Origin of the sequence: Streptomyces sp. NPDC048269 (assembly GCF_040652395.1) — a bacterium.
Lineage (GTDB): Bacteria > Actinomycetota > Actinomycetes > Streptomycetales > Streptomycetaceae > Streptomyces.
In genome coordinates this window covers 16,527-42,200 of the sequence record NZ_JBEZLW010000010.1, presented here as the reverse complement: position 1 = coordinate 42,200, position 25,674 = coordinate 16,527, and the positions used below count along the sequence as shown (strand labels likewise).

Sequence of the window (25,674 nt, the reverse complement as noted above, 5' to 3'; positions counted from 1 at the left end):
GCCCGAGGACGCGAAGCCGGTGACTGACGCCGGTGCGTCCAAGGCCGGGACCAAGGGCGCGAAGCCCGCTGCGAAGCCCAAGGCCGAGGACGCGAAGCCCGCGGCGAAGGCCGAGGACGCGAAGCCCGCGGCGAAGGCCGAGGGGGCCAAGGCCGGGGGCATCAAGGCTGAGGGCATCAAGGCCGGGGCCGCGCCCACTGCGAAGCCCAAGGCCGACGAGGCCGTGCCCGCTCCTGTGGCGGAGCCGGCGGATGCGAAGCCCGCGGCGGCCGGGGCCGACCCGGCGAAGCCCGTCAATCCCGTGGTGGAGAAGGCCGATGCCGTCGCCGCCGAGGTCAAGGCCAGGGCCGAGGCCGCCAAGTCGGCGGGGGACGGCCAGGACAAGGGCCGGCTGCTCGCGGGCAGGTACCGGCTGGGCGCCGTGCTCGGCAAGGGCGGCATGGGTACCGTCTGGCGGGCGGAGGACGAGACCCTCGGCCGGATCGTCGCCGTCAAGGAACTCCGCTTCGGCAGCGGGGTCGACGAGGACGAGAAGCGCCGCCTCATCACCCGCACCCTCCGCGAGGCCAAGGCCATCGCCCGGATCCGGAGCGGAGGCGCGGTCACCGTCTTCGACGTCGTCGACGAGGACGCCCGCCCCTGGATCGTCATGGAGCTCATCGAGGGCCCCTCGCTCGCCGAGTTCATCCGGGAGAACGGCCCCCTCACCCCGCACCGCGCCGCCGAGGTCGGCCTCGCGGTGCTCGACGTCCTGCGCGCCGCGCACGGCCAGGGCATCCTGCACCGGGACGTCAAGCCGTCCAACGTGCTCATCGCCGCCACCGGCCGCGTCGTCCTCACCGACTTCGGCATCGCGCAGGTCGAGGGCGACCCCTCCGTCACCTCCACCGGCATGCTCGTCGGCGCACCCTCCTACATCTCCCCGGAGCGCGCCCGCGGTTACAAGCCCGGGCCGCCCGCCGACATGTGGTCGCTCGGAGGCCTGCTGTACGCCGCCGTCGAGGGCGTGCCGCCGTACGACAAGGGCTCCGCCCTCGCCACCCTCACCGCGGTGATGACCGAGCCGGTCGAGCCGCCCAAGAACGCCGGCCCGCTGACCGAGGTCATCTACGGCCTGCTCGCCAAGGACCCGGCCCACCGCCTCGACGACGTCCGGGCGCGGGCGATGCTCACCGCCGTCGTCAACGCCCCCGAGCCCGCTCCGGCTCCCGTGGCGGCCCCGGCTGCCGAAGAGACCCGGCAGATCTCGCTGGCGGACGCCAAGGCGGCCGCGGACAAGGTCGCCGCCGAGAAGGCCGCCGAGAAGGCGGCGAAGAAGGAACGCGAGCGGCGGGAGCGCGAGCAGCGCGAACGCGCCCGCGCCGCGCTGAAGTCGGCCCGCAAGGCGGCGGCGGTCGCCTCCGCCACCACGGCGGCCACGGCCGCGGAGGCGCCGGCGTCCGAGCCCAGGCCCACGGCCAGGACCGGCCCGGTGGCGGCCCCGCTCACCGACGTCATGCCGCGCCGCACCATCGCGCTCGCGATAGCCGCAGTGCTGGTCGTCATCGCGGCGGTCGGCTCGCTCATCGCCTACGCCGTCAGCGGCGACGACACGGACGGCCACAAGGACGAGGGCAAGGGCGGCAAGACCACCCCCTCCGCGTCGGCCGACCAGTCCCCGGGCGCCACCCCGTCGGCTCCCCAGCCCTCGGCGAAGCCCGGCGAGCAGGGCGGGGCCAACGGCAACGCCACCCCCGGCGGCCAGGGTCAGGGGCAGGGACAGGGACAGCAGACCCCGTCCGCCGGCCAGGTCCAGGGCCAAGGCGCACAGCCCGGGGGAGCGGGCGGCGCACTCCCCGAGGGATACGCCGTGCTGACGGATCTGGGCTTCCACTTCTCCATGGCCATGCCCGCGGGCTTCCACCGTACGGGCACGGCGGGCGAGAACTCCGGCGGGATATACAGCCGCGACGGCGGCTTCCCGCGGATCCAGGTCGACTACAACGCCAAACCCGGTGACGACGCGCGTTCCGCCTGGCTGAGCCTGGCTCCGTCCACCGCGAACAGCAGCAAGAACTACCGACTGATCGGCATCAACACGACGACGTACCGGAACTACCCGACCGTCGCGGACTGGGAGTTCGAGCGAGAGCAGGGCGGCATGAAGGTCCGGGTTCTCAACCGCGGCTTCAGGGCGGACGCGACGCACGGCTACGCCATCATGATCAGCTGCCCTGCGGACCAGTGGGACGGCCCCGAGTGCACGCAGATGCGCAGCACCGCGTTCGAGACCTTCCAGATGCTCGGCTGACCTCGGGACGCGGGCGGCCCGCGCGACGTATCGTGGCAGCGGGGCCACGGGGACCCCGCCGCACTCGGGGGAGGCGATGTGGAGGACTACGCGGGCCGGATCCTGGCTCACCGTTACCGTCTGCCGCTCCCGCCGACGGACGAGTACGAACTGGTCGAGACCCGGGCCTTCGACACCCGCAGCGGGCAGGAAGTCCTGGTGCGGCAGGTGCCGTTGCCGGAGGTCGTGGACGCCGAACTGCTGGACGGGCAGCGGGCCGTCCCGGCGGCGGGGCGCCGCGCCGCGGGCGATCTGCCGGCAGTGCGCCGCGCGATCGAGGCGGCGCAGGCCGCGGCCTCCATCCCCGACCACCCCCGGCTGGACCAGGTCTTCGACGTGTTCGCCGAGGACGGGTCGCTGTGGATAGTGAGCGAACTGGTCCCTGCCAGGCCGCTGGCGGCGTTGATAGCCGATGAACCGCTGAGCCCCTACCGGGCGGCCGAGGTGGCCTCGGACGTGCTGACCGCGCTGCGGGTGCTGCACGCGCACGGCTGGACCCACCGGAACATCACCGTGCGGACGGTGCTGGTCTGCGACGACGGGCGGGTCGTGCTGACCGGCCTCGCGGCCGGAGCGGCGGAGGAGGCCCTCTGCGGGTACGACCCCGTCCCGGGCACCGCCGACACCGGGGTCTCCGGCGGTGACGCGGGGTGGGGAGGCCCGGGCCGCCCGGCGGGCCGGGAGACCGGAAGGGGCGACGGGTCCGTCCGTGCGGCCGTCCCGGGTGCGGGGTCCGTCGGCTCCCGCATGGACGCGGGATGGGGCCGTCCGGACGCCCCGGCGGGCCACGAGCCCGGGCCGCAGCCCGTGCCCGAGGCCGGTTACGCGCCGCTCGTGGCTCCCGGGTACGACACCGGGCCGCGGTACAACGACCACATCACCCCCGCACGTCCGCAGGAGCGGCCCGAGCTCAATGCCGCCGCGCGGGCCGGGGCCATCGCCGCGTACCGGGCAGGGGCGCGGGCCGCCGCCGCCGAGGTCGGCGAGCAGCGCAAGGCCGAGCCCGTGGTCGTGCCGGAGCCGAGGCCGCAGGGGTCTACCCTCCCGCAGGGGTACTCGTACCCGTACGGCGGCCCGGAGACCGGTGTCACCGCCTGGCACGGCGCCACCCCCCGCCGCCCGGCCCTTTCCCCACCCGACCGGGCCGAGCCCACGCCGGAGGCCGTGCCCGACCGGGAGCCCGAGCCGGAGCCGGAGCCGGGGCCGCAGCACCCCGCGCTGCCCGCCCAGCTCGCGCTGCCGCGGGGCTACCGCCAGGCCGACACCGCACCGGCCCGACCGCAGCCGCAGCCGCAGCCGCAGCCGGGTTCCGGCACCGGCACGGGCTCCGGCACCGGCACGGGCACCGGGGCGGGCACCGGTGCCGGCGTCGGCACCGGGGCGGGCACCGGCTGGGCAGGCCCCCGGAGCGGGCTGGACGCCGAGCGGGCGCGCCAGACGCGGATGGCCGTCGTCGGAGCCGTCACCGAGCGGTGGGCTCCCGAACAGGCCGGCCCCGTGCACGGGCACTGGCAGCTGGCACCCCCCGTCGGCCCCGCCACCGACCTCTGGGCGCTCGGCGCGCTGCTGTACCGGGCCGTGCAGGGGCACGCCCCGTATCCCGAGGACAGCGTCGTCGAGCTCGTCGAAATGGTCTGTGCCGAGCCCCCCGCCTTCGCGGAGGAGTGCGGCGCGCTCCGCCCGGTCGTGGAGTCGCTGCTGCGTCAGGACCCGACCGAGCGCCCCGACTTCGAGGAGCTCCGCGGCTGGCTGCGCTCGCTCGTACGGTCCGCCCCCGAGCCCGAGGCCGGCTTCGCCATGCTCCCGATGCCGGAGCCCGATCCCGCGAGGCTGCCCGTCGTCCGCCGCCGCGGCGAGCTCCACGGGCGGCACCGCAACCCCGCGGCCCCCCGCAAGCCCCGTTCCCTGGGCCGGACCCTGCTCGTCGGCATCCTGGTCCTGCTCGCCGGAGCCGTGGCGTACGCGATGCTGTTCATGCCCCGGTCCGCCGATCCCCGGGAACCGGGCACCGGCGCGCAGACACCGCCCAAGCAGAGCCCGTCCCACGTGCCCAGCGGCACCCCCGAGTCCAAGCCCGCGCCCCAGACCACCACGCCGCCCCCGACCGCCCCGACGGCCGCGCCGGTTCCCGCCCCGGCCGGCTACACCACGCAGCAGGACCCGGAGCACTTCGAGATCGCGGTCCCCGACGGCTGGGAGCGCCGCGGCATCAACGAGGCGGGTCAGGTGCGCTACACCGGGGGGCAGTTCACCCTGACCGTCGTCCCCGGCCGGGACAAGGTCGAGGGCAACCCGGACCCGGCGGCGTACCAGAAGGACAAGGAGCAGGAGCTGACCCCGTACCGCACCTCCACCTGGTCCACCGTCGGCGACGTCAAGTCCACCAAGGTCGGGCAGCAACTGCGCGCCACCGGCCGCTACACGTGGATCGACGGAACCGGCCGCAACGTCTTCGCCCGCAACTTCGTCGTCGCGCTCGGCGGCAGCTACCACGTCGTCATGGTGACCGGTCCGGAGGACGAGCAGGGCAAGGTCACCGAAGTCTTCGACAAGGCCACGGCGAGTTACAAGTCGGGCGGCTGAAGGCAGCCTGACGGACGGTCAGTGCGGCGATTGCGTCACAGTGCCGCCTTTCGGCGGCCGGGCGGTTCCGGCAGCCCCCGTGGGCTCCGTAATCTGGCCTGAAGTGCAGAGAGCGGCGGGGTTTCGTGGAACAGCAGACAGGTGGGGGCGCCGTGCTGGCGGGCCGGTATCGGCTCGTCGAGCCGATCGGCCGCGGCGGCATGGGCAAGGTGTGGCGCGCGCATGACGAGCTGCTCCACAGGACCGTCGCCGTCAAGGAACTGACGGCGGGTCTGTACGTGGCCCAGGCCGACCGGGACGTCATGCACGCCCGGACGCAGAAGGAGGCCCGGGCCGCGGCCCGGATCCAGCACCCGGCGGTCGTCGTCGTCCACGACGTGCTGGAGCACGACGACCGGCCTTGGATCGTCATGGAGTACATCGACGGCCCCTCCCTCGCGGACGCGGCTAAGGCGGCCGGGCGGATCGAGCCCCGCGAGGCGGCCAGGATCGGGTTGCACGTGCTGGGCGCGCTGCGGGCCGCGCACGCGGTCGGCGTACTGCACCGGGACGTGAAGCCGGGCAACGTGCTGCTGGCCAAGGACGGCCGGGTGCTGCTCACGGACTTCGGGATCGCCGCGATCGAGGGGGATTCCTCCATCACGCGCACCGGTGAGATCGTCGGCTCCATCGACTACCTGGCCCCCGAGCGGGTCACCGGCGGGACGCCGGGCACGGCCTCCGACCTGTGGTCGCTGGGCGCCACCCTGTACACGGCGGTGGAGGCCCGTTCGCCCTTCCGCCGCACCTCGCCCATCTCCAGCCTCCAGGCCGTGGTGAACGACGAACCGCCGGCGCTGCGCCAGGCCGGGGCGCTGGGGCCGGTCATCACGGCATTGCTGCGCAAGGATCCGCAGGAGCGGCCCACGGCCCCGGAGGCCGAGCGGATGCTGCTGGAGGCGATGGAGGGCCGGGCGCCGAAGGCCGCGCAGGCGTACGTGCCGACGCGCGCGGTGACCTCGGAGGAACTCGCCCCCGCGCAGGAGCGGCCCGAGGCGCCGGCCCACCCGGCCCCGGTCGTGGACCTCGCGGCGACGGCCCCACTGCCGGACTCGGGCGGACAGGGAGGGCCTGGCGGGCCCGCCGGGCCGGTCCCCGCTCCCGCCGAGGCTCCGTCGTCGGGCTGGGTCAAGCGCGCCGCGGCCGTCGCCCTGGTGGCGGCGCTGCTGGGCGGGGGCGGTGTCTTCGCGGTGCTGAAGTACACCGGCGAAAAGGGCGACGACGCGGACAAGACCGCGAGCGCCCCCGACCAGCGGCCGCCGGCCGGGTACACCGAGGTCGTCGACCCCACCGGCTTCACCCTCTTCGTCCCGGACGGCTGGACGCGCCAGATGAACGGCGACCAGATCGACTACACCCCGGACAACGGGAACCACTTCATCCGGATCGCCGTCGACTCCACCCCGGACTACGTGAACCCGCTCGCGCACCTGCTCGACCTTGAGAAGCAGGTGCAGAAGCGGACGGACTACAAGAAGCAGTGGCTGAACCAGAACACCTTCCGGGACAGCACCCGGGCCGCGCTCTGGGACTTCAGCTGGACGGAGAAGCAGAACCACCCCGGTCCGCGCCGGGCCAAGGAGCAGATGTACATCGCCCCGGACGGCACGGAGTACGCCGTCTACATGTCGAGCCCGGCCGCCGACTGGGCCACGACCCAGCAGCACTTCGACATCGTGCTCAGCGGCTGGGAGCCGCCTGCCGCGAAGCCCTGATTCCGTCATCCTGCCAGCGATCACTGGCGGAAATGGCAAAATCCGGTTACCGACGGGTATCCAAAGCCTTCCGGGCGCAATACGCTCACCGCCATGACGGACTCGCAGGCCCCGGCCCCCCTCCGCACCGCACCGGAACCCACCAACCCGGTCGCCCCGGCCCCGGCCGGCGCCCGCACCGCCGCCGACGTGGTGACGCCCGACCTGGTCGCCCGCCTCACCCGCGGAGTGATCGGCTCCGGCCGCACCGCCAACCACACCCCCTTCACCGGGGACCGGCTGGCCGAACTCCCCGAAGCCACCCCCGAGGACGTCGCCGAGGCCTTCGACCGGGCCCGCGCCGCCCAGCCCGCCTGGGCGGCCGTCCCCGTACGCAAGCGGGCCGCGGTCCTGCTGCGCTTCCACGACCTGGTCCTGGCCCGGCAGGCCGAGGTCCTCGACCTCATACAGCTGGAGACCGGCAAGGCTCGCCTGCACGCCCACGAGGAGGTCCAGGCCGTCGCCATCGCGGCCCGCCACTACGGCCGCAAGGCCCCCTCGTACCTGCGCCCCAAGGGCCACACGGGCGCCATGCCCACCCTCACCAAGGTCACCGAGCTGCGCCAGCCGCGCGGGGTCGTCGGCCAGATAGCGCCCTGGAACTACCCGCTCGAACTGTCGGTCGGCGACGCCCTGCCCGCCTTCGTGGCGGGCAACGCCCTCGTCATGAAGCCCGACACCGAGACCGCGCTGACGGCCCTGTGGGCCCGCGACCTGCTGATCGAGGCGGGCCTGCCCGCCGAGGTCTTCCAGATCGTCCTCGGCGAGGGGCCGGTCGTCGGCCCCGAGGTGGTCCGGCACGCCGACTACGTCTCCTTCACCGGCTCCACCCGTACCGGCCGGGAGGTCGCCCAGGGGGCGGCCGCCCGCCTCGTCGGCGTCTCCCTCGAACTCGGCGGCAAGAACGCCATGCTGGTGCTGCACGACGCCGACGTCGAGAAGGCCGCCGCGGGCGCCGTCCGCGCCTGCTTCTCCTCCGCGGGCCAGCTGTGCATCTCCATCGAGCGGCTCTACGTGCACGCCTCGATCGCCGACGAGTTCGTGGCCCGCTTCGCCGCCCGCACCAAGGCGATGCGCCTCGGCAGTTCCCTCGCCTACGGCGCCGACATGGGCTCGTTGGTCGGCGAGCGCCAGCTGGAGACCGTACAGCGGCACGTGGACGAGGCCGTCGCCAAGGGCGCCACCCTCGTCGCCGGCGGCACCGCCCGCCCCGACATCGGCCCCCTCTTCTACGAGCCCACCATCCTCGACGGCGTCGAGGCGCCCATGGCGGTGTGCGGCGAGGAGACCTTCGGCCCGGTCGTCTCGGTCTACCGCTTCACCGACGAGGACCAGGCGATCGAGGACGCCAACGCCACCGCCTACGGCCTGAACTCCAGCGTCTGGACCAAGGACTCCCGCCGCGGCCACGCCGTCGCCGCCCGCCTTCGCACCGGCACCGTCAACATCAACGAGGGCTACGCCCCCGCCTACGGCAGCGCCCGGGCGCCCATGGGCGGTATGAAGGACTCCGGCCTCGGCCGCCGCCACGGCTCCGAGGGCATCCTCAAGTACACCGAGGCCCAGACCGTCGCCCACCAGCGGCTGCTCCCGATGGCGCCTTCGCTGGGCATGGACGACGAGAAGTACGCGGCGTTCATGACCCGCAGCCTCAAGATCATGAAGGCCCTCCGACTGCGCTAAGGGGTATCCGTGTCGCACGACGACGCATCCGACGCCGCATACGACTACGACGTCATCGTCATCGGATCGGGCTTCGGGGGCTCGGTCTCGGCCCTGCGCCTGACCGAGAAGGGCTACCGGGTCGGCGTCCTGGAGGCCGGCCGCCGCTTCACCCGCGAGAGCCTGCCCAAGAACAGCTGGGACCTGCGGAACTACCTGTGGGCCCCGGCCCTCGGGCTGTACGGCATCCAGCGGATCCACCTGCTCGGCAACGTGATGGTGCTCGCGGGCGCCGGCGTGGGCGGCGGCTCGCTCAACTACGCCAACACCCTGTACGTGCCGCCCGCCGCCTTCTTCGAGGACCGGCAGTGGGCGTCCATCACCGACTGGCGCGAGGAGCTCACGCCGTACTACGACCAGGCCAAGCGGATGCTCGGCGTGCGCCTCAACCCGACCATGACCCCCTCCGACGTCCACCTCAAGGCGGCCGCCGAGAAGATGGGCGTGGCGGACTCCTTCCACATGGCCCCGGTCGGCGTCTTCTTCGGCGACGGCGCGGACGCCGAGGGCGGCCCCGAGGCCCGCCCCGGCCAGGAGGTCCCGGACCCGTACTTCGGCGGCGCCGGGCCCGCCCGCAAGGCCTGCACCGAGTGCGGCGAGTGCATGACCGGCTGCCGGCACGGCGCGAAGAACACCCTGAACGAGAACTACCTGCACCTCGCCGAGCGCGCGGGCGCCGTCATCCACCCCCTGACCACGGTCACCGCGCTCTCCGAACACCCCGAGGGCGGCTACCGCGTCCGTACGGTCCCCACCGACGGCCGGCGCTCCCGCAACGCCAAGGTGCTGCGCGCCCGGTACGTGGTCGTCGCGGCGGGCACGTACGGCACCCAGACCCTGCTGCACACGATGAAGGACCTGGGGGAGCTGCCGAGGGTCTCGGACCGGCTCGGGGATCTGACCCGGACCAACTCGGAGGGCCTGGTCGGCGCGCAGACCGACGACCGCCGCTACCGCAAACGGCACGGCGCCGACCGGCGGGCCGACTTCACCAAGGGCGTGGCGATCACCTCCTCGGTGCACCCCAACGCCGACACCCACATCGAGCCCGTCCGCTACGGCAAGGGCTCCAACGCCATGGGGTTCATGACCGTCCTCCAGGTGCCCTACGCCCAGCACCGGGTCCGCGCCTGGTTCGCCCGCACCGCCCGCCACCCCCTGCAGCTGGTCCGCTCGCTCTCCAACCGGCGCTGGTCAGAGCGGACCATCATCGGCCTGGTCATGCAGTCGCTGGACAACTCCCTGACGACCTACCGCAAGCCCGGCGGGATCGGCAAGGGCCTGCTGACCGCCCGCCAGGGACACGGCGCCCCGAACCCGGTCCAGATCGCGGAGGCGACCCGGGCCGCGACCCTGCTCGCCGAGGAGATCAACGGCTTTCCCGGCAGCAACGTCGGCGAGCTGATGGGGACCCCGCTGACCGCGCACTTCCTCGGCGGCTGCGCGATCGGCGCGTCGGCTGGGGAGGGCGTGCTGGACCCGTACCACCGGCTCTACGGGCACCCGGGGATCTCGGTCGTGGACGGTTCGGCGGTCTCCGCGAACCTGGGGGTCAACCCGTCGCTGACGATCACGGCGCAGGCCGAGCGGGCGATGTCTTACTGGCCGAACAAGGGCGAGCAGGACACGCGGCCGGAGCAGGGAGCGGGTTACGTGCGCCTCGCGGCGGTGGAACCGGTCCGTCCGGCGGTTCCGGAGGAGGCCTTCGGCGCGCTGCGGCTGCCGTTCCTGGCGGTCCCGGAGATCCCGCCCAAGGCCGCGGACCCGGCCTGACGACCGGGTCGGTACCGCGCTCCCCCTCCGAGCGCGGTACCCACCGCGGTACATGAGTGACAGGCAGTCGGTACGGATGGTTGTACCGGAATCCCGCATCCTGGGCTGTGGTGTCGATCACACAGCGAAGTGTGCATGTGCTACGCGAGGGACCCGAGGGGCGTGCGGGCGGAACGGGAACGCGGAACGGGAACGCGGAACGGCCGGCCCGGGGCGTCCCCTGGGCCGGCCGCCCTTTACGGGGTGACCGGGCTGCTGTCCCCTGCCGTCCGGTCACGCGAGGGAGCGAGGTCCCACGACGCACGCTCCACGGGGCGTGCGTCTCATCGCTCCGGGGGAGCCACGCGTGGTGTTGCGGTCCCGCGCCTGGCTGACGCGGACATCCTCACCAACGAAGGGCTCCTGAGGCGGTCACGGTCCGGACGAGTGACGAACACCCGTCAGACGCGGCCCCGGCACAGCTCCAGCAGGGTCATGGCCAAGGCGGTGCCGGGCTTTCCGAGGGCGTCGCTCCAGTGTGAGAGCACCTCCATCTCGCGCGACAGGTGCACCCTGCGGCCGCCGGAGGTGATCCGGGCCTCCTGGATGACCGTCGAGACGGCCATGCGCTCCTGGATCAGGCCGATGATCCGGTCGTCGAGGGAGTCGATGCGCGCACGGGAGTCGGCGATCAGCTGCTCGGGGGTGGTGGTGATGGTGGTCATTTCTTGTCTCCTGCGGGTTGTGCCGACAGGAGCGGAAACGCCAGAGCGCCCCGGGTCCTGTCGGACCGGGGCGCTCTGGGAAGTCAGCGGCTCAAGCGAGCATCACGAGGACCCATGGCGACCGGACCGGCCGGTGCCATAGGTAAAGAGGAAGCTCAGCTGCTTGCGCATGGAAGGGATTATTGCCTTCCGTCCCCCTCCCGGCCAAAGCCGGTTCGGATGGTGAGACGAAGAGGGGTGGACGTCCCCCGTTAGAATCGACAAAACAGCCACCTCTTCCGCCGGAAGGCCGCCCCGTGCCAGAAGCACCCTCCGCCGCCCACGACAGCGCCCCGGACACGGTTCTCGTCGTCGACTTCGGCGCCCAGTACGCCCAGCTCATCGCCCGCCGCGTCCGCGAGGCACGGGTCTACAGCGAGATCGTGCCGAGCTCGATGCCCGTCGACGAGATGCTGGCCAAGAACCCCAAGGCGATCATCCTCTCCGGCGGCCCGTCCTCCGTCTACGAGGAGGGCGCCCCGCAGCTCGACCGTTCCCTGTTCGAGGCCGGCGTCCCCGTCTTCGGCATGTGCTACGGCTTCCAGCTGATGGCGACCACCCTCGGCGGCCAGGTCGACAACACCGGCGCCCGTGAGTACGGCCGCACCCCGCTGGCCGTCTCCAAGGCCGGCTCCACCCTCTTCGAGGGCACCCCCGAGCACCAGTCGGTGTGGATGTCCCACGGTGACGCCTGCTCCGCCGCCCCCGAGGGCTTCACCGTCACCGCGTCGACGAACGTCGTCCCGGTCGCGGCCTTCGAGAACGACGACAAGAAGCTGTACGGGGTCCAGTACCACCCCGAGGTCATGCACTCCACGCACGGCCAGCAGATCCTGGAGCACTTCCTCTACCGCGGCGCCGGCCTGGCCCCCACCTGGACCACCGGCAACATCGTCGAGGAGCAGATCGCGGCCATCCGCGAGCAGGTCGGCGACAAGCGCGCCATCTGCGGCCTCTCCGGCGGCGTGGACTCGGCTGTGGCCGCGGCGCTCGTGCAGAAGGCCATCGGCTCGCAGCTGACCTGCGTGTACGTCGACCACGGCCTGATGCGCAAGGGCGAGACCGAGCAGGTCGAGAAGGACTTCGTCGCCGCCACCGGCGTGCAGCTGAAGGTCGTCGACGCGCAGGAGCGCTTCCTGACCGCGCTGGCCGGGGTGTCCGACCCGGAGACCAAGCGCAAGATCATCGGCCGCGAGTTCATCCGCGTCTTCGAGCAGGCCCAGCTGGAGATCCTCCAGGAGGACGGCCCGGCAGTGGCCTTCCTGGTCCAGGGCACCCTGTACCCGGACGTCGTCGAGTCCGGCGGCGGCACCGGCACCGCGAACATCAAGTCCCACCACAACGTGGGCGGCCTCCCCGACGACATCGAGTTCGAGCTCGTCGAGCCGCTGCGCCAGCTGTTCAAGGACGAGGTCCGGATGGTCGGCCAGGAGCTCGGCCTGCCGGACGAGATCGTCCAGCGCCAGCCCTTCCCCGGCCCCGGCCTGGGCATCCGCATCGTCGGCGAGGTCACCAAGGAGCGCCTGGACCTGCTCCGCGAGGCCGACGCCATCGCCCGCCACGAGCTCACCGCGGCCGGCCTGGACCGCGAGATCTGGCAGTGCCCGGTCGTCCTGCTCGCGGACGTCCGCAGCGTCGGCGTCCAGGGCGACGGCCGTACCTACGGCCACCCGATCGTGCTGCGCCCCGTCTCCTCCGAGGACGCGATGACCGCGGACTGGACGCGCATGCCCTACGAGGTGCTCGCGAAGATCTCCACCCGCATCACCAACGAGGTGGCGGACGTGAACCGTGTGGTCCTGGACTGCACGAGCAAGCCCCCGGGCACCATCGAGTGGGAGTAAGGGGCCCTGCCCCGCACGACGGCGCCGCCGCTCAGCCAGGCTGAGCGGCGGCGCCGTCGTTTCGCGCGTGCGCGGCCCTGTTCTCCTCACGCGGCGGCAAGTACCTTGCGCCGACGACGGCGGAGCCGAACGAAGGGAGAGCGAGCGATGGCCGACGAGACGGGGAGGCCGGGCGCGCAGCCCGCCCCGGTGCCGGTGGACCGGCTGCACCTGGACCTGCCCCCCGTGCACGACACCGTCCGGGAAGCGCGCGACTACCGCAAGGAGCGGCTCGCCGGAGCCCTGCGGCTGTTCGCGCGCCTCGGGTACGAGGACGGGGTCGCCGGGCACGTCACCGCGCGGGACCCGGAGTTCGAGGACTGCTACTGGGTGAACCCCTTCGGCCGGGCCTTCGCCGGTCTGGGCGCCGAGGACCTGCTGCTGGTCGACGGGGACGGGCGGGTGCTCCAGGGGGAGCGGCGGGTCAACCAGCTGGCCTTCGCCGTGCACGCCGCCGTGCACCGGGCGCGCCCCGAGGCCGTGGCCGTCGTGCGTACGCCGGCCCCGTACGGCCGTGCCCTCGCCTGCCTCGGTGAACTGCTCGCCCCCGTGACCCACGAGGCCTGCGCCTTCTACGAGGACCATGCGCTCCTCGACGAGTACTCCGGCGCCGAGGACGGCGCGCGGATCGGCCGCGCGCTCGGCCCGTACAAGGCGCTCATCCTGCGCAACCAGGGGCTGCTGACGGTCGGCGCTTCGGTGGACGCGGCCGCCTGGTGGTTCCTCGTGGCGGAGCGGGCGGCGCAGGTCCAGCTGATCGCACGGGCGGCCGGAAAGCCGGTGCTCATCGATCACCACAGTGCCGTGACCGCACGCGAGCGTTTCGGCGGCGATCTGGCGGCCTGGGTGAGCTACCAACCGCTGTGGCAGACGGTGGCGTCAACATCATGAACCGTTAATCACCTGCTCTGACATCGTGCGCAATCCGGAACACTGCCGCAGTGGTGCACAATTCGCTGGCATTGCACCGTAGTTCAGAGAGGCGGCACGCACGTGGCTCTCCAAGAGATCTCCCGAAGTACCCATACCGCCGCCTGCACCTGCGAGGACTGCGCGCGAGAAGGGCACCGCCGCGCCGTCGCCGCGTTCCTGGAGAAGCGCGACGAGTTCGCCGCGGGTCAGGGAGTGCCGGCCGCCGTGGCCCATTCTCTCGGAGCCTCCCGCCAGTGGGTCTCCGACGAGCTGACCCTGTCGGCCCGCACCGTCGCCGACCGCGGCCGGGAGGCCGGGAACTCCTGGCTGTACCTGCTCTCGCGGCGGGCCGTGCTCGCCGTGTGGATCGCCGCCGGGGTCCTGCTCCTCGTCCAGGTCGGCACCGCGCTCGGCACCGGCTGGTCCACGGCCCGCACCGCCGGACTGCTGACGGCCCTCGCGCTGGCCGGGCTGCTCACCGTCGCGGCCCGCGCCCAGTCGGTGCGCGGCGGACTCCTCGCCCCGCTCGTAGGCGAGGACAACCGGCTGTCCACGTCCAAGACCGTGCCCAGCGCCTGGGTGGTGCTGACGGCGTTCGCCGCGCTGCTGCCCGCGCTGCGGCTGGCGGCCTCCTCGCCCGGACCGGAGCGGCAGGCCCTGTACGCGGGGCTGGCCCTGGACCGTGCCCTGCCGTTGCTGGCGGTGGTCTCACTGACCTCGGTCGTGGCCGTGCTGGTGCGCCGGGTGGTCGCCGTACGGATCATGGGCCAGCGGCTGCAGAAGCTGCCCGCCGACCGGCCGCGCGGCGTGGACCTGGTGACGGACGACGCGGGGCGCGGCAGCTTCCCGGACGCGCAGTACGTGCTCGTCTCGACGGTGGTGCTGGCCTACGCGGCGGCGTCGCTGGCCCGCTTCCCGGACCGGCTCCCGCAGCTGCCCTGGGCGCTGGCCCTGCTGGTGGCCCTGTCGGCTGCCGTGTACCTGGCGGCCAAGTACGCGGAGGGCACCCGCCCGCTGGTGCTGTCCGTGGTCCGCAGACGGGAACCCGGGGACCTGGACGCCGCCGTCCGCCCCGGGGACGACATCGAGATCCGGGGCGTGGGCTTCGTGCCGCCCGGGGCGCAGACTCCGGAGATGCTGGCCCGGCTGGTGGTGCGGATCGGGGCGGTCCACGTGCACGTGCCGTTGGTCCCGGTGGCGGGTGGGTTCACCAACCCCTCCGATGCCGTGCTGACCGTGCCGGTCCCGGCGGAAGTGGAACCGGGGCGCGTCGAGATCCAGGTGGTGACCGCCGCGGGAGTGGAATCCAACCGCTGCACCGTCGACGTGGCCGAGTGATCGGGGTACACATGACGCGTGACCCGAACTGATGTCTCTCGCATCCTCCCGCCGAAGTCTTCCTCGTTGAAGGAATCGGCGGCCCGGCACGCACTGCTGCCCCTGCGGATCTTCCTCGGCGTGACCTTCGTCTACGCGGGTCTGGACAAGCTGACCGACTCCGCGTTCCTCTCCGCCTCCGGCGCGGGCTCCATCGGCGAGCTGATGCGCGGGGTGCGCGACACCTCCGCCGTTCCCGCCCTGGTGGACCTGGCGCTGAAGTCGCCCGTCGGCTTCGCGGTGGCCCTGGCCATCGGGGAGATCCTGGTGGGCCTCGGGGTGCTGGCCGGCCTGCTGACCCGGATCGCGGCCGTCGGCGGAGCGCTGATCTCGCTCAGCCTGTGGCTCACGGTCTCATGGGCGGTGACCCCGTACTACTACGGCAACGACCTCATCTACCTGATGGCCTGGACCCCGCTGATCCTCGCCGGGGCGCCCTACCTGTCCCTGGACTCCGTTGTCCGATCGAGCTGGCCGCGCCGGTCCCGCCGTACGGCGTAGGTCACCATCCCCACGAGCGACGCGAGCGAGAGCCCGCCCAGTGCGATGGGGACCACGACGAACCAGGGCACGTCGGCCTCGCCGCCGCTGTCGAGCAGGTACAACACGCCCGCCACCAGCATGGCCAGGCCCGCGATCAGCCGTCCCGGCTGGAACTCATGACGCCGCACGGGCCACCTCCACCTGTCCCACACCCGCGTTCAGGTGCAGCTCGATCGTCCCGCCGGCCTCGGTGCCGGCGGGGGGCGGCAGGGTCTCCCGCTGGTGCTCGCCGCCGCCGCGGACGCGTACGTCCTCGCTGGTGTCCCCGGGCATCCGGATGTCGCCCAGCTCGATCGTCACGTCGGCCTCGGCCGTCACCTCCCGGGGCACGATCACCTTGAGCCGCCCCGCGTCGAGGGAGGCCGCGACGGCCAGGGTGGTGCCCTTCGGCACGTCCAGGCGGCTGAGGTCGAGGGTGGCGAACCCGGTGTCCGCCTCGTACACGGGCCGTACGTCGGCCGCCGCGGCCGGACGCCACTCGACCTCCTGCCAATCCGTGCCGATCTCCCGGGGCAGTACGGCCGCCACCGCGAGCAGCCCCGAGGTCAGCAGGGCCAGCACGACGGTGCCGAAGCCGGTGCGCCCGAGCAGGGAGCTGACCGCCAGCCCCAGGCCGAAGACGACCAGCGCGGCGGCGAACCCGGTCTGCAGGGCCTCGGCCAGCGGATGGCCCTGCCAGGTGACCGCGGTACCGACGGTCCCGGCGAGCAGCGCCAGCACGAAGACCCGGCCGCCGATCCCGCCGCGCGGACGGGCCGGGACGGCCGGCGCCTTCGCGGCCGCCTTCGGCGCACCGGCGACCCGCACCGCGTCGGCGGCGTCGTCCGGTCCCCACAGGTACCCCGTGCCGCCGACCGGGCCGGTGGTGCCGTCCTTGACCAGCGGGTCCCGCCACCACGACGGGCTGCCCGGGGCGGGCGGGGCCTTCGTCTCCGGCGGAGCGGGCGAGTGCGCGGCGGGGGCCTGCGCCTCCGGGGGCCGGGTGAGGCGCCGCCGCTGCGACCAGTACGAGGCGCCGCCCAGCGCCAGGATGACCAGCACCGAGAAGACCGCGAGGACGCCGTTGTCGATCATCGACAGGAACAGGGCGCAGCCCACCAGGGCGGCGAACACCGCCGCGAGGGTGGCGCCCTCGACCCGGCCCGTCAGCATCTTCTTCGCCTCGCTGTCGTCCTCGCCCTCCAGGGGCAGCAGCAGCCACGCGAAGCCGTAGAAGATCAGTCCGACGCCGCCGGTGACCGCGAGGACACCGAGGACGATCCGGAAGACCACCGGGTCCAGGTCGAAGTACCGGCCCAGCCCTCCGCACACGCCCGCGAGGACCTTGTCGCGCTTGCTGCGGCGCAGGGGAGGCCGGGCGTCGGGGGACTGGGGTGCCCCGGGCTCCTCCCCCGGACTTCGTCCGGGGGGACCCCCGGGCGGGGCGTCGTGTACTTCGGTCATGGGTCTATGGTGACGGGCTCCCGCGCCGCGTGGCATCCGGCCCGACCCTGGCACAACCCTGATATCCCCCGGCCGGAATTGGGGGGCAGCCCTGATGCCCGGCCGCCCCCGCGCGTGTGACCATCGGTGACATGCCCGTAGCCGCCGCCCCCCGTACCCCGCACGCACCGGAACCCTCGTCGAGTCAGGACGTCCCGCAGCGCAAGCTCTACCGCAGCGCCGACGGCCGGATGCTCGGCGGTGTCGCGCGGGGTCTCGCCGGGCACCTCGGGCTTCCGGTGATCTGGGTCCGGCTGGCCTTCCTCGGCCTGTTCATGTGGGGGGACGGCCTCGGCGTGCTGCTGTACGCCGCCTTCTGGGTGTTCGTACCGCTGGGCGTCGGCGGCCGCGCCGGACACCGCTCCTACTTCGAGAGCCTGCCCGACGGCACCCGCCGCCTGCGCAAACCCGACCGGGGACAGATCACCGCGCTGATCGCCCTGTGCGTCGGCGCGGGCATCTTCATCTCCCGGGTCCAGGTCGGCGGCGCCTCCGGCCGGTACGTGTGGCCGACGCTGCTGGTCGGGGCCGGGGTGGTCCTCGTATGGCGGCAGGCCGACAACTCCCGGCGTGCCCACTGGAACGAGGCCGCCGCCCGGCACGGGCGTCTCCTCCCCGTCGCCCGGGCGCTCGCGGGTGTCGTACTGGTCGGCGTGGGCCTCACCGTCTTCATCGTCGTACGCGGCTCCGCGGCGCAGCTCGGCAACGTCCTGACCGCCACCCTCGCCGTCCTCGTCGGCGTCGCCCTGCTCGCCGGACCCTGGCTCATCCGGATGACCCAGGACCTCTCCGAGGAGCGCCTGATGCGCATCCGTGCCCAGGAGCGCGCCGAGGTCGCCGCCCACGTGCACGACTCCGTCCTGCACACCCTGACCCTGATCCAGCGCAACGCCGAGGACGTCGGAGAGGTACGCCGGCTCGCGCGGGCCCAGGAGCGCGAGCTGCGGAACTGGCTGTACAAGCCCGAGGGCACCGGCAAGGACGAGGCCGAGGAGCCGGCCACCCTGGCGGAGGCCGTGAAGAAGACCGCCGCCGAGGTGGAGGACCACCACGGCGTCCCCATCGAGGTCGTGCTCGTCGGCGACTGCCCCCTCGACGAGCGGCTGGCGGCGCAGGTCCAGGCCGCGCGCGAGGCAATGGTCAACGCCGCCAAGTACGGTGGCGAGGGCGGGCCCGTGCAGGTGTACGCGGAGGTGGAGGGACAGACGGTCTTCGTGTCCGTACGGGACCGGGGACCGGGCTTCGACATCGACGCGGTACCGGACGACCGCATGGGCGTACGAGAATCGATCATCGGCCGGATGCAGCGCAACGGCGGGACCGCACGGTTGCGGTCCGCGCCCGACGGCGGCACGGAAGTCGAGCTGGAGATGGAGAGGGCGGCGAACACAGCATGACCGAGGCAGCTGGGACGACTGAGAACGGGACCGGGGCCCGGCGCGTACGGGTGGTGCTCGTCGACGACCACCGGATGTTCCGCACCGGCGTACAGGCCGAGATCGGCGAGACCGCGCGGACCGGCGTCGAGGTCGTCGGCGAGGCCGCCGACGTCGACCAGGCCGTCACCGTCATCACGGCCACCCGGCCCGAGGTCGTCCTGCTGGACGTGCACCTGCCCGGCGGCGGCGGGGTCGAGGTGCTGCGGCGCTGCGCCCCGCTGATGACGGCGGCCGAGAACCCGGTGCGGTTCCTGGCCCTGTCGGTGTCCGACGCGGCGGAGGACGTCATCGGGGTCATCCGGGGCGGCGCGCGCGGCTACGTCACCAAGACCATCACCGGCGCCGACCTGGTGGACTCGGTCTTCCGGGTGCAGGACGGGGACGCGGTGTTCTCGCCGCGGCTGGCGGGCTTCGTGCTCGACGCCTTCGCCTCGACGGACGCGCCGCCGGTGGACGAGGACCTGGACCGCCTGACCCAGCGCGAGCGCGAGGTGCTGCGGCTGATCGCGCGCGGGTACGCGTACAAGGAGATCGCCAAGCAGCTCTTCATCTCGGTGAAGACCGTGGAGTCGCACGTCTCGGCGGTGCTCAGGAAGCTCCAGCTGTCGAACCGGCACGAACTGACCCGCTGGGCCACCGCACGCCGCCTGGTGTGACCGTGCGGCAGGCAGCGGTGTGATTCATGCCGCAGGCCCCCCGGGCAACCGGGTCGGGCCGTGCGGCCCTCTACGTTGCCGTGATGAGCTTGACGGGGACTCCCCTGTTCGTGACGGCGGTCGTGCTGACCGTGATCGCCGTCGTCCTGCCGCTGGCCGTGTGGAGCAAGGTGCGCGGGCCTGCCGCCGTACGCGTGGCAACCCGCGCCCTGATGGTGGTGTTCGCCCAGGTCACCGCCATCGCGGTGGTGTTCATCGCACTCAACCGGGACATGAACTTCTACGCCTCCTGGGGCGATCTGTTCGGCACCGGGAAGTACGTCACCGCCGCCCCCGACCTCGGGCCGGACGGGCTCGGCGGGAAGAAGGCCTCGGAGGTCAAGGCCGAGCCGAAGGTCAAGCAGGCCTTCCAGCCGGTCGAAGGTCTCGGCGGCCGCGTCCAGAAGACCGAGCTAGACGGCAAGGTCTCCGGGGTCAAGGGCGACGTCATGGTGTGGCTGCCGCCGCAGTACGACGACCCGGCCTTCAAGGACAAGAAGTTCCCGGTGGTCGAGCTGATCCCGGGCATACCGGGGACGGGCAAGTCCTGGTTCCAGGGGCTCAAGGCGCACGAGGTGCTGGAGCCGCTGATGAAGAGCGGCAAGGTACAGCCGTTCATCCTGGTCTCGCCGCGCGCCATGCTGCTCGGCAACGCCGACACCGGTTGCGCCAACCTCCCGGGCAAGGTCAACGCCGACAGCTGGTTCAGCGTCGACGTCCGCAAGATGGTCACCGACAACTTCCGCGTCTCGGACGAGGCCCGCACGTGGGGGGTGGCCGGGTACTCGGCCGGCGCGTACTGCGCCGCCAAGCTGGCGATCGCCCACCCCGACCGCTACAGCGCGGCCGTCTCCCTGTCCGGGTACAACGACCCGGGCCAGGAGCCCTCCTCGCTGGTCGCCCAGGATCCGCAGCTGCGCACCACCCACAACCTGAAGAACGTGCTCAAGGCCGCGCCCACGCCGCCGGCGGTCGCGCTGTGGATGTCGGGGGCGGAGCAGGACGGCTATCTGTCCGGCATGGACCTCAAGGGACTGGCGAAGGCCCCGACGGTGGTGCACGCGGAGAAGGTGGTCGGCGGCCACAACCTCGAATCGTGGTCGAAGCAACTGCCGCAGACCTTCGGCTGGCTCAGCTCCGTGGTCAAGGCCCCGTAGGTCAAGGTCTACCGGCTTTTGACCGCCGCCCCGACTGGCCGGGGCGGCGGTGATCGGGGACGATGGAAGTGAGAGCGGTGTCCCTTGGGGACGTGAAACCTTGGGAACACGAGGCCTTCGGGCGCTGTCCCTGCCCCTCTCCCACCCCCCAGCTCCAGGCCCGTTCATGTGCGCCCGGCGGTCCCACTTCCCGTTGATGCGGCGGCCGACAACTCCGGCTGCCGGGACGGAGAGCCACAGTGGGTGTCGTCATAGTGATCATCGTTGTGATCGTCATCCTGGTCCTGGTCCGCAGGGCGTTCAGAGGGTGGAACAACCCCAGGGACTCCCGCCCGGAGCTGGAAATCGAGGAGGCCACTCCGACGTTCCAGGTCGTGGCCCTGGGACTGCAGGGCTCGGGCAAGACGCTGCTGCTGGCCAGCATGTACCACCGGCTCAAGTCGCCGGCAGGCCAGAGCTATTTCCTCAAGGCCTCGCCGGAAGACGTGCTGCACCTCAATCAGTGGTACAGCCAGATGGCGGATACGGCGGTGGAGGCCGGCTGGCCACCCGGAACGGCGAAGGGGGAGACGCGGCACTTCACGTTCACGGTGAAGACCCAGATCGCCGAGGGCGTTCGGCCACGGCCCATGCTCCATCTGAAGTACCTGGAATATGCGGGGGAACTCCTGACGGAGCCCCAGGCGCCCGGATCGACGGTGCAGGAAGAGCTGTACAACAACATCCGGCAGGCCGACGCGATGATCGGAATCATCGACGGCAACAACGTGCGGCAGCACCTGGACGGTTCCCCCCGGGGACAGGTCCGTCTCGAGCAGACCCTCAACGCGCTGGTGCCGATCATGATCGAGGCGGAGTGTCCCGTCAGCTTCGTCATCACCAAGTGGGACCTGCTCGCTGATCTGCACCCCGACGAGAGGGTCCGCTTGGAGCTCGTGCAGGACCTGTTGACCTCGAACGATCACTTCCGGTCGTTGGTGAAGATCCACGGCAACACCCGGGCCGTCCGCCTCATCCCCGTCAGTGCGGTGGGCCCGGGATTCGCGACCGTCGACTCCACCGGGAGGGTCGTCAAAATGCCCGCGGGGAAGGTGCATCCCACGCGCGTCGACGTTCCATTGTCGGCCGTGGTTCCCGACCTGTTCGACCAGGTGGAGCGCCGACTCGACGAGGACGCCCGTACGGCTTTCCACGCCGAGGTCCGCCGGCGCAACCAGATGGCCCCGATGGAGGCGGTCGCCTCGCTGGCCACCTTCGCCGGCCGGGCGGCCGGCAAGGCCATGCTCGCCGCATTCGGTCCTTCGGGGGCAGTGGTGTCGGGGAACGCCGTGCTGAGCATGCTCCTCGACTCCGTGGGCGGGGAGCGCACGGAGTCTCAGATGCGTCTCGACCGGGAACTGAGTCAGGCCGAGCAGAGCCATCAACAGTTCCGCGACGCGCGGCGCCGGGTCCTCGAGGACATGCGCCGGAAAGTGGCGGTCCTGGAAGACCAGTTGCCGCACTCCAGGTTGTCCTGACATGGACGGCCGCTCACAGGCGTGGCCGTTCCTCGTCGCCCGCGGGCGGTACAGCGGCTATCGGACGCTGCTCGCCCCCGACTTCCTGGTCGCCGATGGCGATTACGGAGTGCTGGACGATTCGGTGGTGCCGAGCAGGGTGGAGGACCGGGCACAGGTCATGCAGGTGGTCACCCGGGCCGGACGTCCTCTGACGGTCGTGCACGCGACGCACCAGGTCACCGCAGTCGACATCGCAGAGCCGGGAGCCGCACCCGTGCACCCGCCACCGCGGGACGAGTACGGCCGCCCTCTCCAGTTGATGTACGGATTCGTCAGCGTGGACGGTGGGATCGCCGAAACGCACCAGGGCGATCTGAACGCCTGTCGTGCGACGGCGCTGAGTGTCTACGGCCGGTTCCTCGGTGACGAGGAGGGCTTCACGGTCCAGTCCGGGCGGGCGTTCCCCCTGCGATCGGCTCTCACCGGAACCCAGATTCCGCCCCGGCCCGGAGCACAGCCGTCAACGACCGGACGCCCCGTACCGAGGCGCACACCTTCCTTGCCGGGGCGCACACCGTCCTTGCCGGGGCGCCGGCGCGGATTGATCTCCGCCGGGATCCTGGTGCTCATCGGGATCCTGGTCTTCGGGCTGGTGAAAGCCTGTACCCCGGCGGCGCCGCCGGCTCCGGAGGAGTGCGATCACTGGCTCCTGAACTGCTCCAGCGCTTCGGCGAGTGGCTACGCCGGGCGGGAGGCGCCGGCCCAGGGCATCGAGTCGATCGGGGCCATCCGGACCGTCGAACCGGGTCGCGGGGCGTGGATCATCTGGCCGTTGCCGATGTACATGCCGACGTGCGTGACCCCGGAGTAGAAGAACACCAGGTCACCGGGGGCCAGCTGGTCGCGGGAGACGCGCTGTCCGGCGTTGATCTGGGTGTAGGTGGTGCGGGGCAGGGAGACCCCGGCCGAGCGCCAGGCCGCCTGGGTCAGGCCCGAGCAGTCGAACGACCCCGGACCCGTCGCGCCCCACACGTACGGCTTGCCGATCGCGCCGTGCGCGAAGGCCACGGCGCGGGCCGCGCGCGAGCCGTCGACCGGCGCCGGGGCCGGCGCGGACTGCGGGCGGGCGACGGGGGAGGCGCCGACCGTACGGGCCTCGTACGCGGCCCGCTGCTCGGCGGTGAGCCTGGCCAGCAGCTGCTTGGCGGTGGCGAGCTTGCCCTCGATCTCGGCCTTGCGGCCGGCGAGCTCGTCCCGCTGTGCGCGGAGCTCGGCGAGCCGCCCGGCGGCCTGCTCCCGCAGCTTGCCGACCTCGTCGAGCTTGCGGCGCACGGTGCTGATCCCGACGGCGTTGCGGTCCCCGGCGCGGGTGATGAAGGAGGCCTGGGAGAGGTATTCCTGCGGGTTGTCGGCCGTCGCGAGTTTCACCGCGGTGCCCAGGGTCCCCCCGCTGCGGTACTGACCGGCCGCGAGCGAACCGAGCGCGCCGCGGGCGGCGTTGAGCTGGTCGGTCTTGCGGGCGGTCTCGTCACGCAGGCCCGCCAGCGCGTGCTCGGCCTCGTCGGCCTTCTGCTTCGCCCCGTTGTACCGCTCGGTCGCCGCCTCCGCCTCCTCGTAGAGCCGTTCCACCTCCGACTCGACCTGCGCGGCGGTGAGCTGCGGGTCGGCCTGGGAGGTGCCTTCGAAGGCGGTGGCGGTGGCAGCGCCCGCGAGGGCGAGGGTGGTGGCGGCGGTCCGTACGGTGCCGCCGGAAAGCGGGCGCTGCCTGGGCTTTCGATGACTGGCCACGAGGGCCTCACGTCCTTCCTCGGTCGGTGCTTGGAGGAGGACGCTAGACCCGCAGGTAACGGGCGGATGTCGGGATGACCGTAAGTGGTCTGATGCGACCGGGGATGGCCGCCTTGGACCGAAGCGGATCAGTGCCAGAGGGTGGCGATGAAGATATTGACCACGGTCAGTCCGCCGACCGCGCCGAACAGGGCCTTCTCCACCCGCTCCTCGTCACGCTTGACGTAGACGAGGGCGAGGACCACGAAGAGGATCGCGAGCTTCACGCCGATCTTGATGTTGTTGACGGCGGTGCCGTCCATCTCGTTGAAGCCGACCAGGAGCACGCCGGTGACGAGCATGGTCAGCGCGCCGTGCAGCATGGCGGGCACGAAGCGGGCGGTGCCCGCGCCCATCGCCTTCATCTGGGTCAGGAAGCCGCCGAGGAGCGAGGCGATCCCGATGATGTGCAGGCCGACGAAGACATTGATCAGGACGGTCATGCGTCGAGCGTACGGGGCGGCCGTCGGCGTCCTCCGGGCGGGCCGGAGCGTAGAAGGGGAGGGGCCCGCGCTCCCCGTCTACCCTCCCGTTCGGAGGGGCAGGGGTCACCCGAAGAACGCGACCAGTTCGGCGACGACGGTCTCCGGCTGCTCCTCCGGGAGGTAGTGCCCGCTGTCGTCGACGCGGACGACCCGGGTGTCGGTGCCGAGGGCGGGGACGGCCTCGACGAGGACGTCGTAGTTGCTGTGCTCGCCGCCGAGGGCGAGCAGGGGGACGGTCACCGGGGCGTACCCGGCGAGGTCCGTGATGTCCTGGGCGAAGGCGCGGTACCAGCCGTTGCCGGCCCGGATCGCCTCCGGGGTGTCGTAGGCGCGGGCGTACACGGCGCGGGAACGGGCATCGACGGACGCGGGGTCGGCGGCCCCGGCGCCGAACAGCCAGTCCAGCAGGAGGTGGTAGCGGCCGGCGAGGAGCTGCTCGGGGAGGCCGTGCACCTGGTTGAAGGCGAACCACCACAGGTGGTACGTCCCGGGCTGGGGGATCAGGGGCATCCGGGTCCAGGACTGCTCGGGGTGCGAGACGTCGAGGAGCGCGATGCGGCCGGTGGCCTCGGGGTGGTTGGCGGCGAGGGCGTAGGCCACCATCGCGCCGATGTCGTGGCCCGCGATGTGGGCCCGCTCCAGACCGAGGTGGGTGAGCAGGGCCAGGATGTCGGCAGCCATCGTCTTCTTGTCGTAGCCGCCCTCCGGCTTGGCGGAGCCGCCCATGCCGCGCAGGTCCACGGCGATCACCCGGTAGCGGCGGGCCAGGGCGGGCAGCACCTTGTTCCACTGCCACCAGGTCTGCGGCCAGCCGCCGAGGAGGACGAGCGGCTCGCCGCTGCCGCCCTCCACATAGTGCAGGCGGGTGCCGTTGACCTCGGCGTGGTGGCTGGTGAAGCAGCCGTCGAGGGAGGCGGCGAGCGAGGCGTCGTCGAGCGGGGTGGTGATGGTCGCGGGCATGGGGGTCCTCACGTGGAGACGGCCGGATGACCGTACGAAGAACTCGTACGACCTAGACTGTACGAGTTCTTCGTACGGTCTGGCAATGTCCGTACGAGATCTGCGTACAGTGGGATCCATGGCCGCCGCTGCTGAGCTCACCCACCCCGCCGCCGACCGCCTCGAACTGGCCGAGGTCCTCGCCGCGCTCGGGCATCCGGTCCGGCTGGAGATCGTCCGCAAGCTCGCCTCCGGCGAGGAGGCGTTCTGCGGCGAGGTGGTGCCGGACCTGCCCAGGTCGAGCGTCACGCACCATCTGCGGACGCTGCGCGAGAGCGGCGTGATCTGCCAGCGCCCGCAGGGCCGCAAGCTCTACCTCGCGCTGCGTCGCCAGGACCTGGAACTCCGCTTCCCCGGCCTGCTGGGCGTCGTACTGGGGACGGATTTTCCGGGTGCGGAACCGGCTGTCGGTCCCGCCCCCTAGACTCGGAAT

The 25,674-nt window shown here is 72.3% G+C and carries 20 protein-coding genes; 14 read left to right on the top strand and 6 right to left on the bottom strand.

The genetic code is table 11. The features are described 5' to 3' along the window. Nucleotides 1-19: 19 nt before the first annotated feature. The 5 genes from AB0D48_RS13870 to AB0D48_RS13850 all read left to right on the top strand — a co-directional run bounded on the left by AB0D48_RS13870 (nucleotide 20) and on the right by AB0D48_RS13850 (nucleotide 10,200). Complete coding sequence (locus tag AB0D48_RS13870; protein WP_362395064.1) at nucleotides 20-2,290, top strand: serine/threonine-protein kinase; 2,271 nt, start codon at nucleotides 20-22, stop codon at nucleotides 2,288-2,290. Between the two features lie 78 nt (nucleotides 2,291-2,368). Beyond that, a complete protein-coding gene (locus AB0D48_RS13865) occupies nucleotides 2,369-4,912 on the top strand; it encodes a protein kinase (RefSeq protein ID WP_362395061.1) in 2,544 nt (847 codons plus the stop codon). Between the two features lie 125 nt (nucleotides 4,913-5,037). Beyond that, the gene (locus tag AB0D48_RS13860; protein WP_362395058.1) at nucleotides 5,038-6,666 is read left to right on the top strand and encodes a serine/threonine-protein kinase; all 1,629 of its coding nucleotides are present in this window, start codon (nucleotides 5,038-5,040) and stop codon (nucleotides 6,664-6,666) included. Nucleotides 6,667-6,759: 93 nt separating this feature from the next. Beyond that, the gene (locus AB0D48_RS13855) at nucleotides 6,760-8,388 is read left to right on the top strand and encodes a succinic semialdehyde dehydrogenase (protein ID WP_362395055.1); all 1,629 of its coding nucleotides are present in this window, start codon (nucleotides 6,760-6,762) and stop codon (nucleotides 8,386-8,388) included. Between the two features lie 9 nt (nucleotides 8,389-8,397). After that, nucleotides 8,398-10,200, top strand: coding sequence for a GMC family oxidoreductase (locus AB0D48_RS13850; RefSeq protein WP_362395052.1), 1,803 nt, complete (start codon nucleotides 8,398-8,400; stop codon nucleotides 10,198-10,200). Nucleotides 10,201-10,640: 440 nt separating this feature from the next. Here AB0D48_RS13850 and AB0D48_RS13845 read toward each other — a convergent pair whose 3' ends face one another. Further along, a complete protein-coding gene (locus AB0D48_RS13845; RefSeq protein ID WP_362395464.1) occupies nucleotides 10,641-10,991 on the bottom strand; it encodes a chorismate mutase in 351 nt (116 codons plus the stop codon). 209 nt (nucleotides 10,992-11,200) lie between these two features. On the opposite strand from AB0D48_RS13845, the gene guaA reads away from it, so the two are divergent. From guaA to AB0D48_RS13825, 4 genes are all read left to right on the top strand, one after another. After that, nucleotides 11,201-12,787 carry a glutamine-hydrolyzing GMP synthase gene (guaA, locus tag AB0D48_RS13840; protein ID WP_362395049.1) on the top strand — a complete coding sequence of 529 codons (1,587 nt, stop codon included), beginning with the start codon at nucleotides 11,201-11,203 and terminating at the stop codon, nucleotides 12,785-12,787. A gap of 147 nt (nucleotides 12,788-12,934) precedes the next feature. Continuing rightward, complete coding sequence (locus tag AB0D48_RS13835; RefSeq protein ID WP_362395045.1) at nucleotides 12,935-13,717, top strand: class II aldolase/adducin family protein; 783 nt, start codon at nucleotides 12,935-12,937, stop codon at nucleotides 13,715-13,717. A gap of 102 nt (nucleotides 13,718-13,819) precedes the next feature. Then, the gene (locus tag AB0D48_RS13830; RefSeq protein WP_362395042.1) at nucleotides 13,820-15,076 is read left to right on the top strand and encodes a hypothetical protein; all 1,257 of its coding nucleotides are present in this window, start codon (nucleotides 13,820-13,822) and stop codon (nucleotides 15,074-15,076) included. An 18-nt stretch (nucleotides 15,077-15,094) separates the two neighbouring features. After that, entirely contained in the window at nucleotides 15,095-15,616 is a 522-nt protein-coding gene (locus AB0D48_RS13825) for a DoxX family protein (protein ID WP_362395039.1), read from the top strand. On the opposite strand, the gene AB0D48_RS13820 is transcribed toward AB0D48_RS13825, so the two are convergent. Both AB0D48_RS13820 and AB0D48_RS13815 read right to left on the bottom strand, forming a co-directional pair. Then, nucleotides 15,553-15,786 (bottom strand): hypothetical protein, encoded by a 234-nt coding sequence (locus tag AB0D48_RS13820; protein WP_362395036.1) that lies wholly within the window; start codon nucleotides 15,784-15,786, stop codon nucleotides 15,553-15,555. The genes AB0D48_RS13825 and AB0D48_RS13820 overlap by 64 nt on opposite strands. After that, nucleotides 15,773-17,101: a PspC domain-containing protein gene (locus tag AB0D48_RS13815; RefSeq protein WP_362395033.1), complete on the bottom strand. Its 1,329-nt coding sequence runs from the start codon at nucleotides 17,099-17,101 to the stop codon at nucleotides 15,773-15,775. The genes AB0D48_RS13820 and AB0D48_RS13815 overlap by 14 nt, the downstream gene beginning before the upstream one ends. 131 nt (nucleotides 17,102-17,232) lie before the next feature. Between AB0D48_RS13815 and AB0D48_RS13810 the strand changes: the two genes are divergently transcribed. The 4 genes from AB0D48_RS13810 (at nucleotide 17,233) to AB0D48_RS13795 (ending at nucleotide 21,948) form a co-directional block, all read left to right on the top strand. Beyond that, complete coding sequence (locus AB0D48_RS13810; RefSeq protein WP_362395030.1) at nucleotides 17,233-18,537, top strand: PspC domain-containing protein; 1,305 nt, start codon at nucleotides 17,233-17,235, stop codon at nucleotides 18,535-18,537. Continuing rightward, nucleotides 18,534-19,235 carry a response regulator transcription factor gene (locus tag AB0D48_RS13805; protein ID WP_362395027.1) on the top strand — a complete coding sequence of 234 codons (702 nt, stop codon included), beginning with the start codon at nucleotides 18,534-18,536 and terminating at the stop codon, nucleotides 19,233-19,235. Before AB0D48_RS13810 ends, AB0D48_RS13805 begins: the two co-directional genes overlap by 4 nt. 83 nt (nucleotides 19,236-19,318) lie before the next feature. Beyond that, nucleotides 19,319-20,431: an alpha/beta hydrolase-fold protein gene (locus AB0D48_RS13800; RefSeq protein WP_362395024.1), complete on the top strand. Its 1,113-nt coding sequence runs from the start codon at nucleotides 19,319-19,321 to the stop codon at nucleotides 20,429-20,431. 239 nt (nucleotides 20,432-20,670) lie between these two features. After that, the gene (locus AB0D48_RS13795; RefSeq protein ID WP_362395021.1) at nucleotides 20,671-21,948 is read left to right on the top strand and encodes a hypothetical protein; all 1,278 of its coding nucleotides are present in this window, start codon (nucleotides 20,671-20,673) and stop codon (nucleotides 21,946-21,948) included. A gap of 720 nt (nucleotides 21,949-22,668) precedes the next feature. On the opposite strand, the gene AB0D48_RS13790 is transcribed toward AB0D48_RS13795, so the two are convergent. The 3 genes from AB0D48_RS13790 to AB0D48_RS13780 form a co-directional block, all read right to left on the bottom strand. Next, nucleotides 22,669-23,718 carry an NlpC/P60 family protein gene (locus tag AB0D48_RS13790; protein ID WP_362395019.1) on the bottom strand — a complete coding sequence of 350 codons (1,050 nt, stop codon included), beginning with the start codon at nucleotides 23,716-23,718 and terminating at the stop codon, nucleotides 22,669-22,671. A gap of 128 nt (nucleotides 23,719-23,846) precedes the next feature. Then, on the bottom strand, nucleotides 23,847-24,200 hold the full coding sequence (locus AB0D48_RS13785; RefSeq protein ID WP_362395016.1) for a hypothetical protein: 354 nt from the start codon (nucleotides 24,198-24,200) through the stop codon (nucleotides 23,847-23,849). Nucleotides 24,201-24,305: 105 nt separating this feature from the next. Next, nucleotides 24,306-25,202, bottom strand: a complete 897-nt coding sequence (locus AB0D48_RS13780; protein WP_362395013.1) for an alpha/beta hydrolase — start codon at nucleotides 25,200-25,202, stop codon at nucleotides 24,306-24,308. A gap of 118 nt (nucleotides 25,203-25,320) precedes the next feature. Here AB0D48_RS13780 and AB0D48_RS13775 point away from each other — a divergent pair, with 118 nt between their 5' ends. Beyond that, nucleotides 25,321-25,665: a helix-turn-helix domain-containing protein gene (locus AB0D48_RS13775; RefSeq protein ID WP_362395010.1), complete on the top strand. Its 345-nt coding sequence runs from the start codon at nucleotides 25,321-25,323 to the stop codon at nucleotides 25,663-25,665. Nucleotides 25,666-25,674 lie beyond the last annotated feature (9 nt).

What these genes read in the sequence shown, in the direction of transcription:
- AB0D48_RS13810 (WP_362395030.1), top strand. Translation starts at nt 17,233, where the DNA reads ATGCCCGTAGCCGCCGCCCCCCGTACCCCGCACGCACCGGAACCCTCG.
- AB0D48_RS13780 (WP_362395013.1), bottom strand. Translation starts at nt 25,202, where the DNA reads ATGCCCGCGACCATCACCACCCCGCTCGACGACGCCTCGCTCGCCGCC.
- AB0D48_RS13785 (WP_362395016.1), bottom strand. Translation starts at nt 24,200, where the DNA reads ATGACCGTCCTGATCAATGTCTTCGTCGGCCTGCACATCATCGGGATC.
- AB0D48_RS13835 (WP_362395045.1), top strand. Translation starts at nt 12,935, where the DNA reads ATGGCCGACGAGACGGGGAGGCCGGGCGCGCAGCCCGCCCCGGTGCCG.
- AB0D48_RS13775 (WP_362395010.1), top strand. Translation starts at nt 25,321, where the DNA reads ATGGCCGCCGCTGCTGAGCTCACCCACCCCGCCGCCGACCGCCTCGAA.
- AB0D48_RS13800 (WP_362395024.1), top strand. Translation starts at nt 19,319, where the DNA reads ATGAGCTTGACGGGGACTCCCCTGTTCGTGACGGCGGTCGTGCTGACC.
- AB0D48_RS13855 (WP_362395055.1), top strand. Translation starts at nt 6,760, where the DNA reads ATGACGGACTCGCAGGCCCCGGCCCCCCTCCGCACCGCACCGGAACCC.
- AB0D48_RS13805 (WP_362395027.1), top strand. Translation starts at nt 18,534, where the DNA reads ATGACCGAGGCAGCTGGGACGACTGAGAACGGGACCGGGGCCCGGCGC.
- AB0D48_RS13815 (WP_362395033.1), bottom strand. Translation starts at nt 17,101, where the DNA reads ATGACCGAAGTACACGACGCCCCGCCCGGGGGTCCCCCCGGACGAAGT.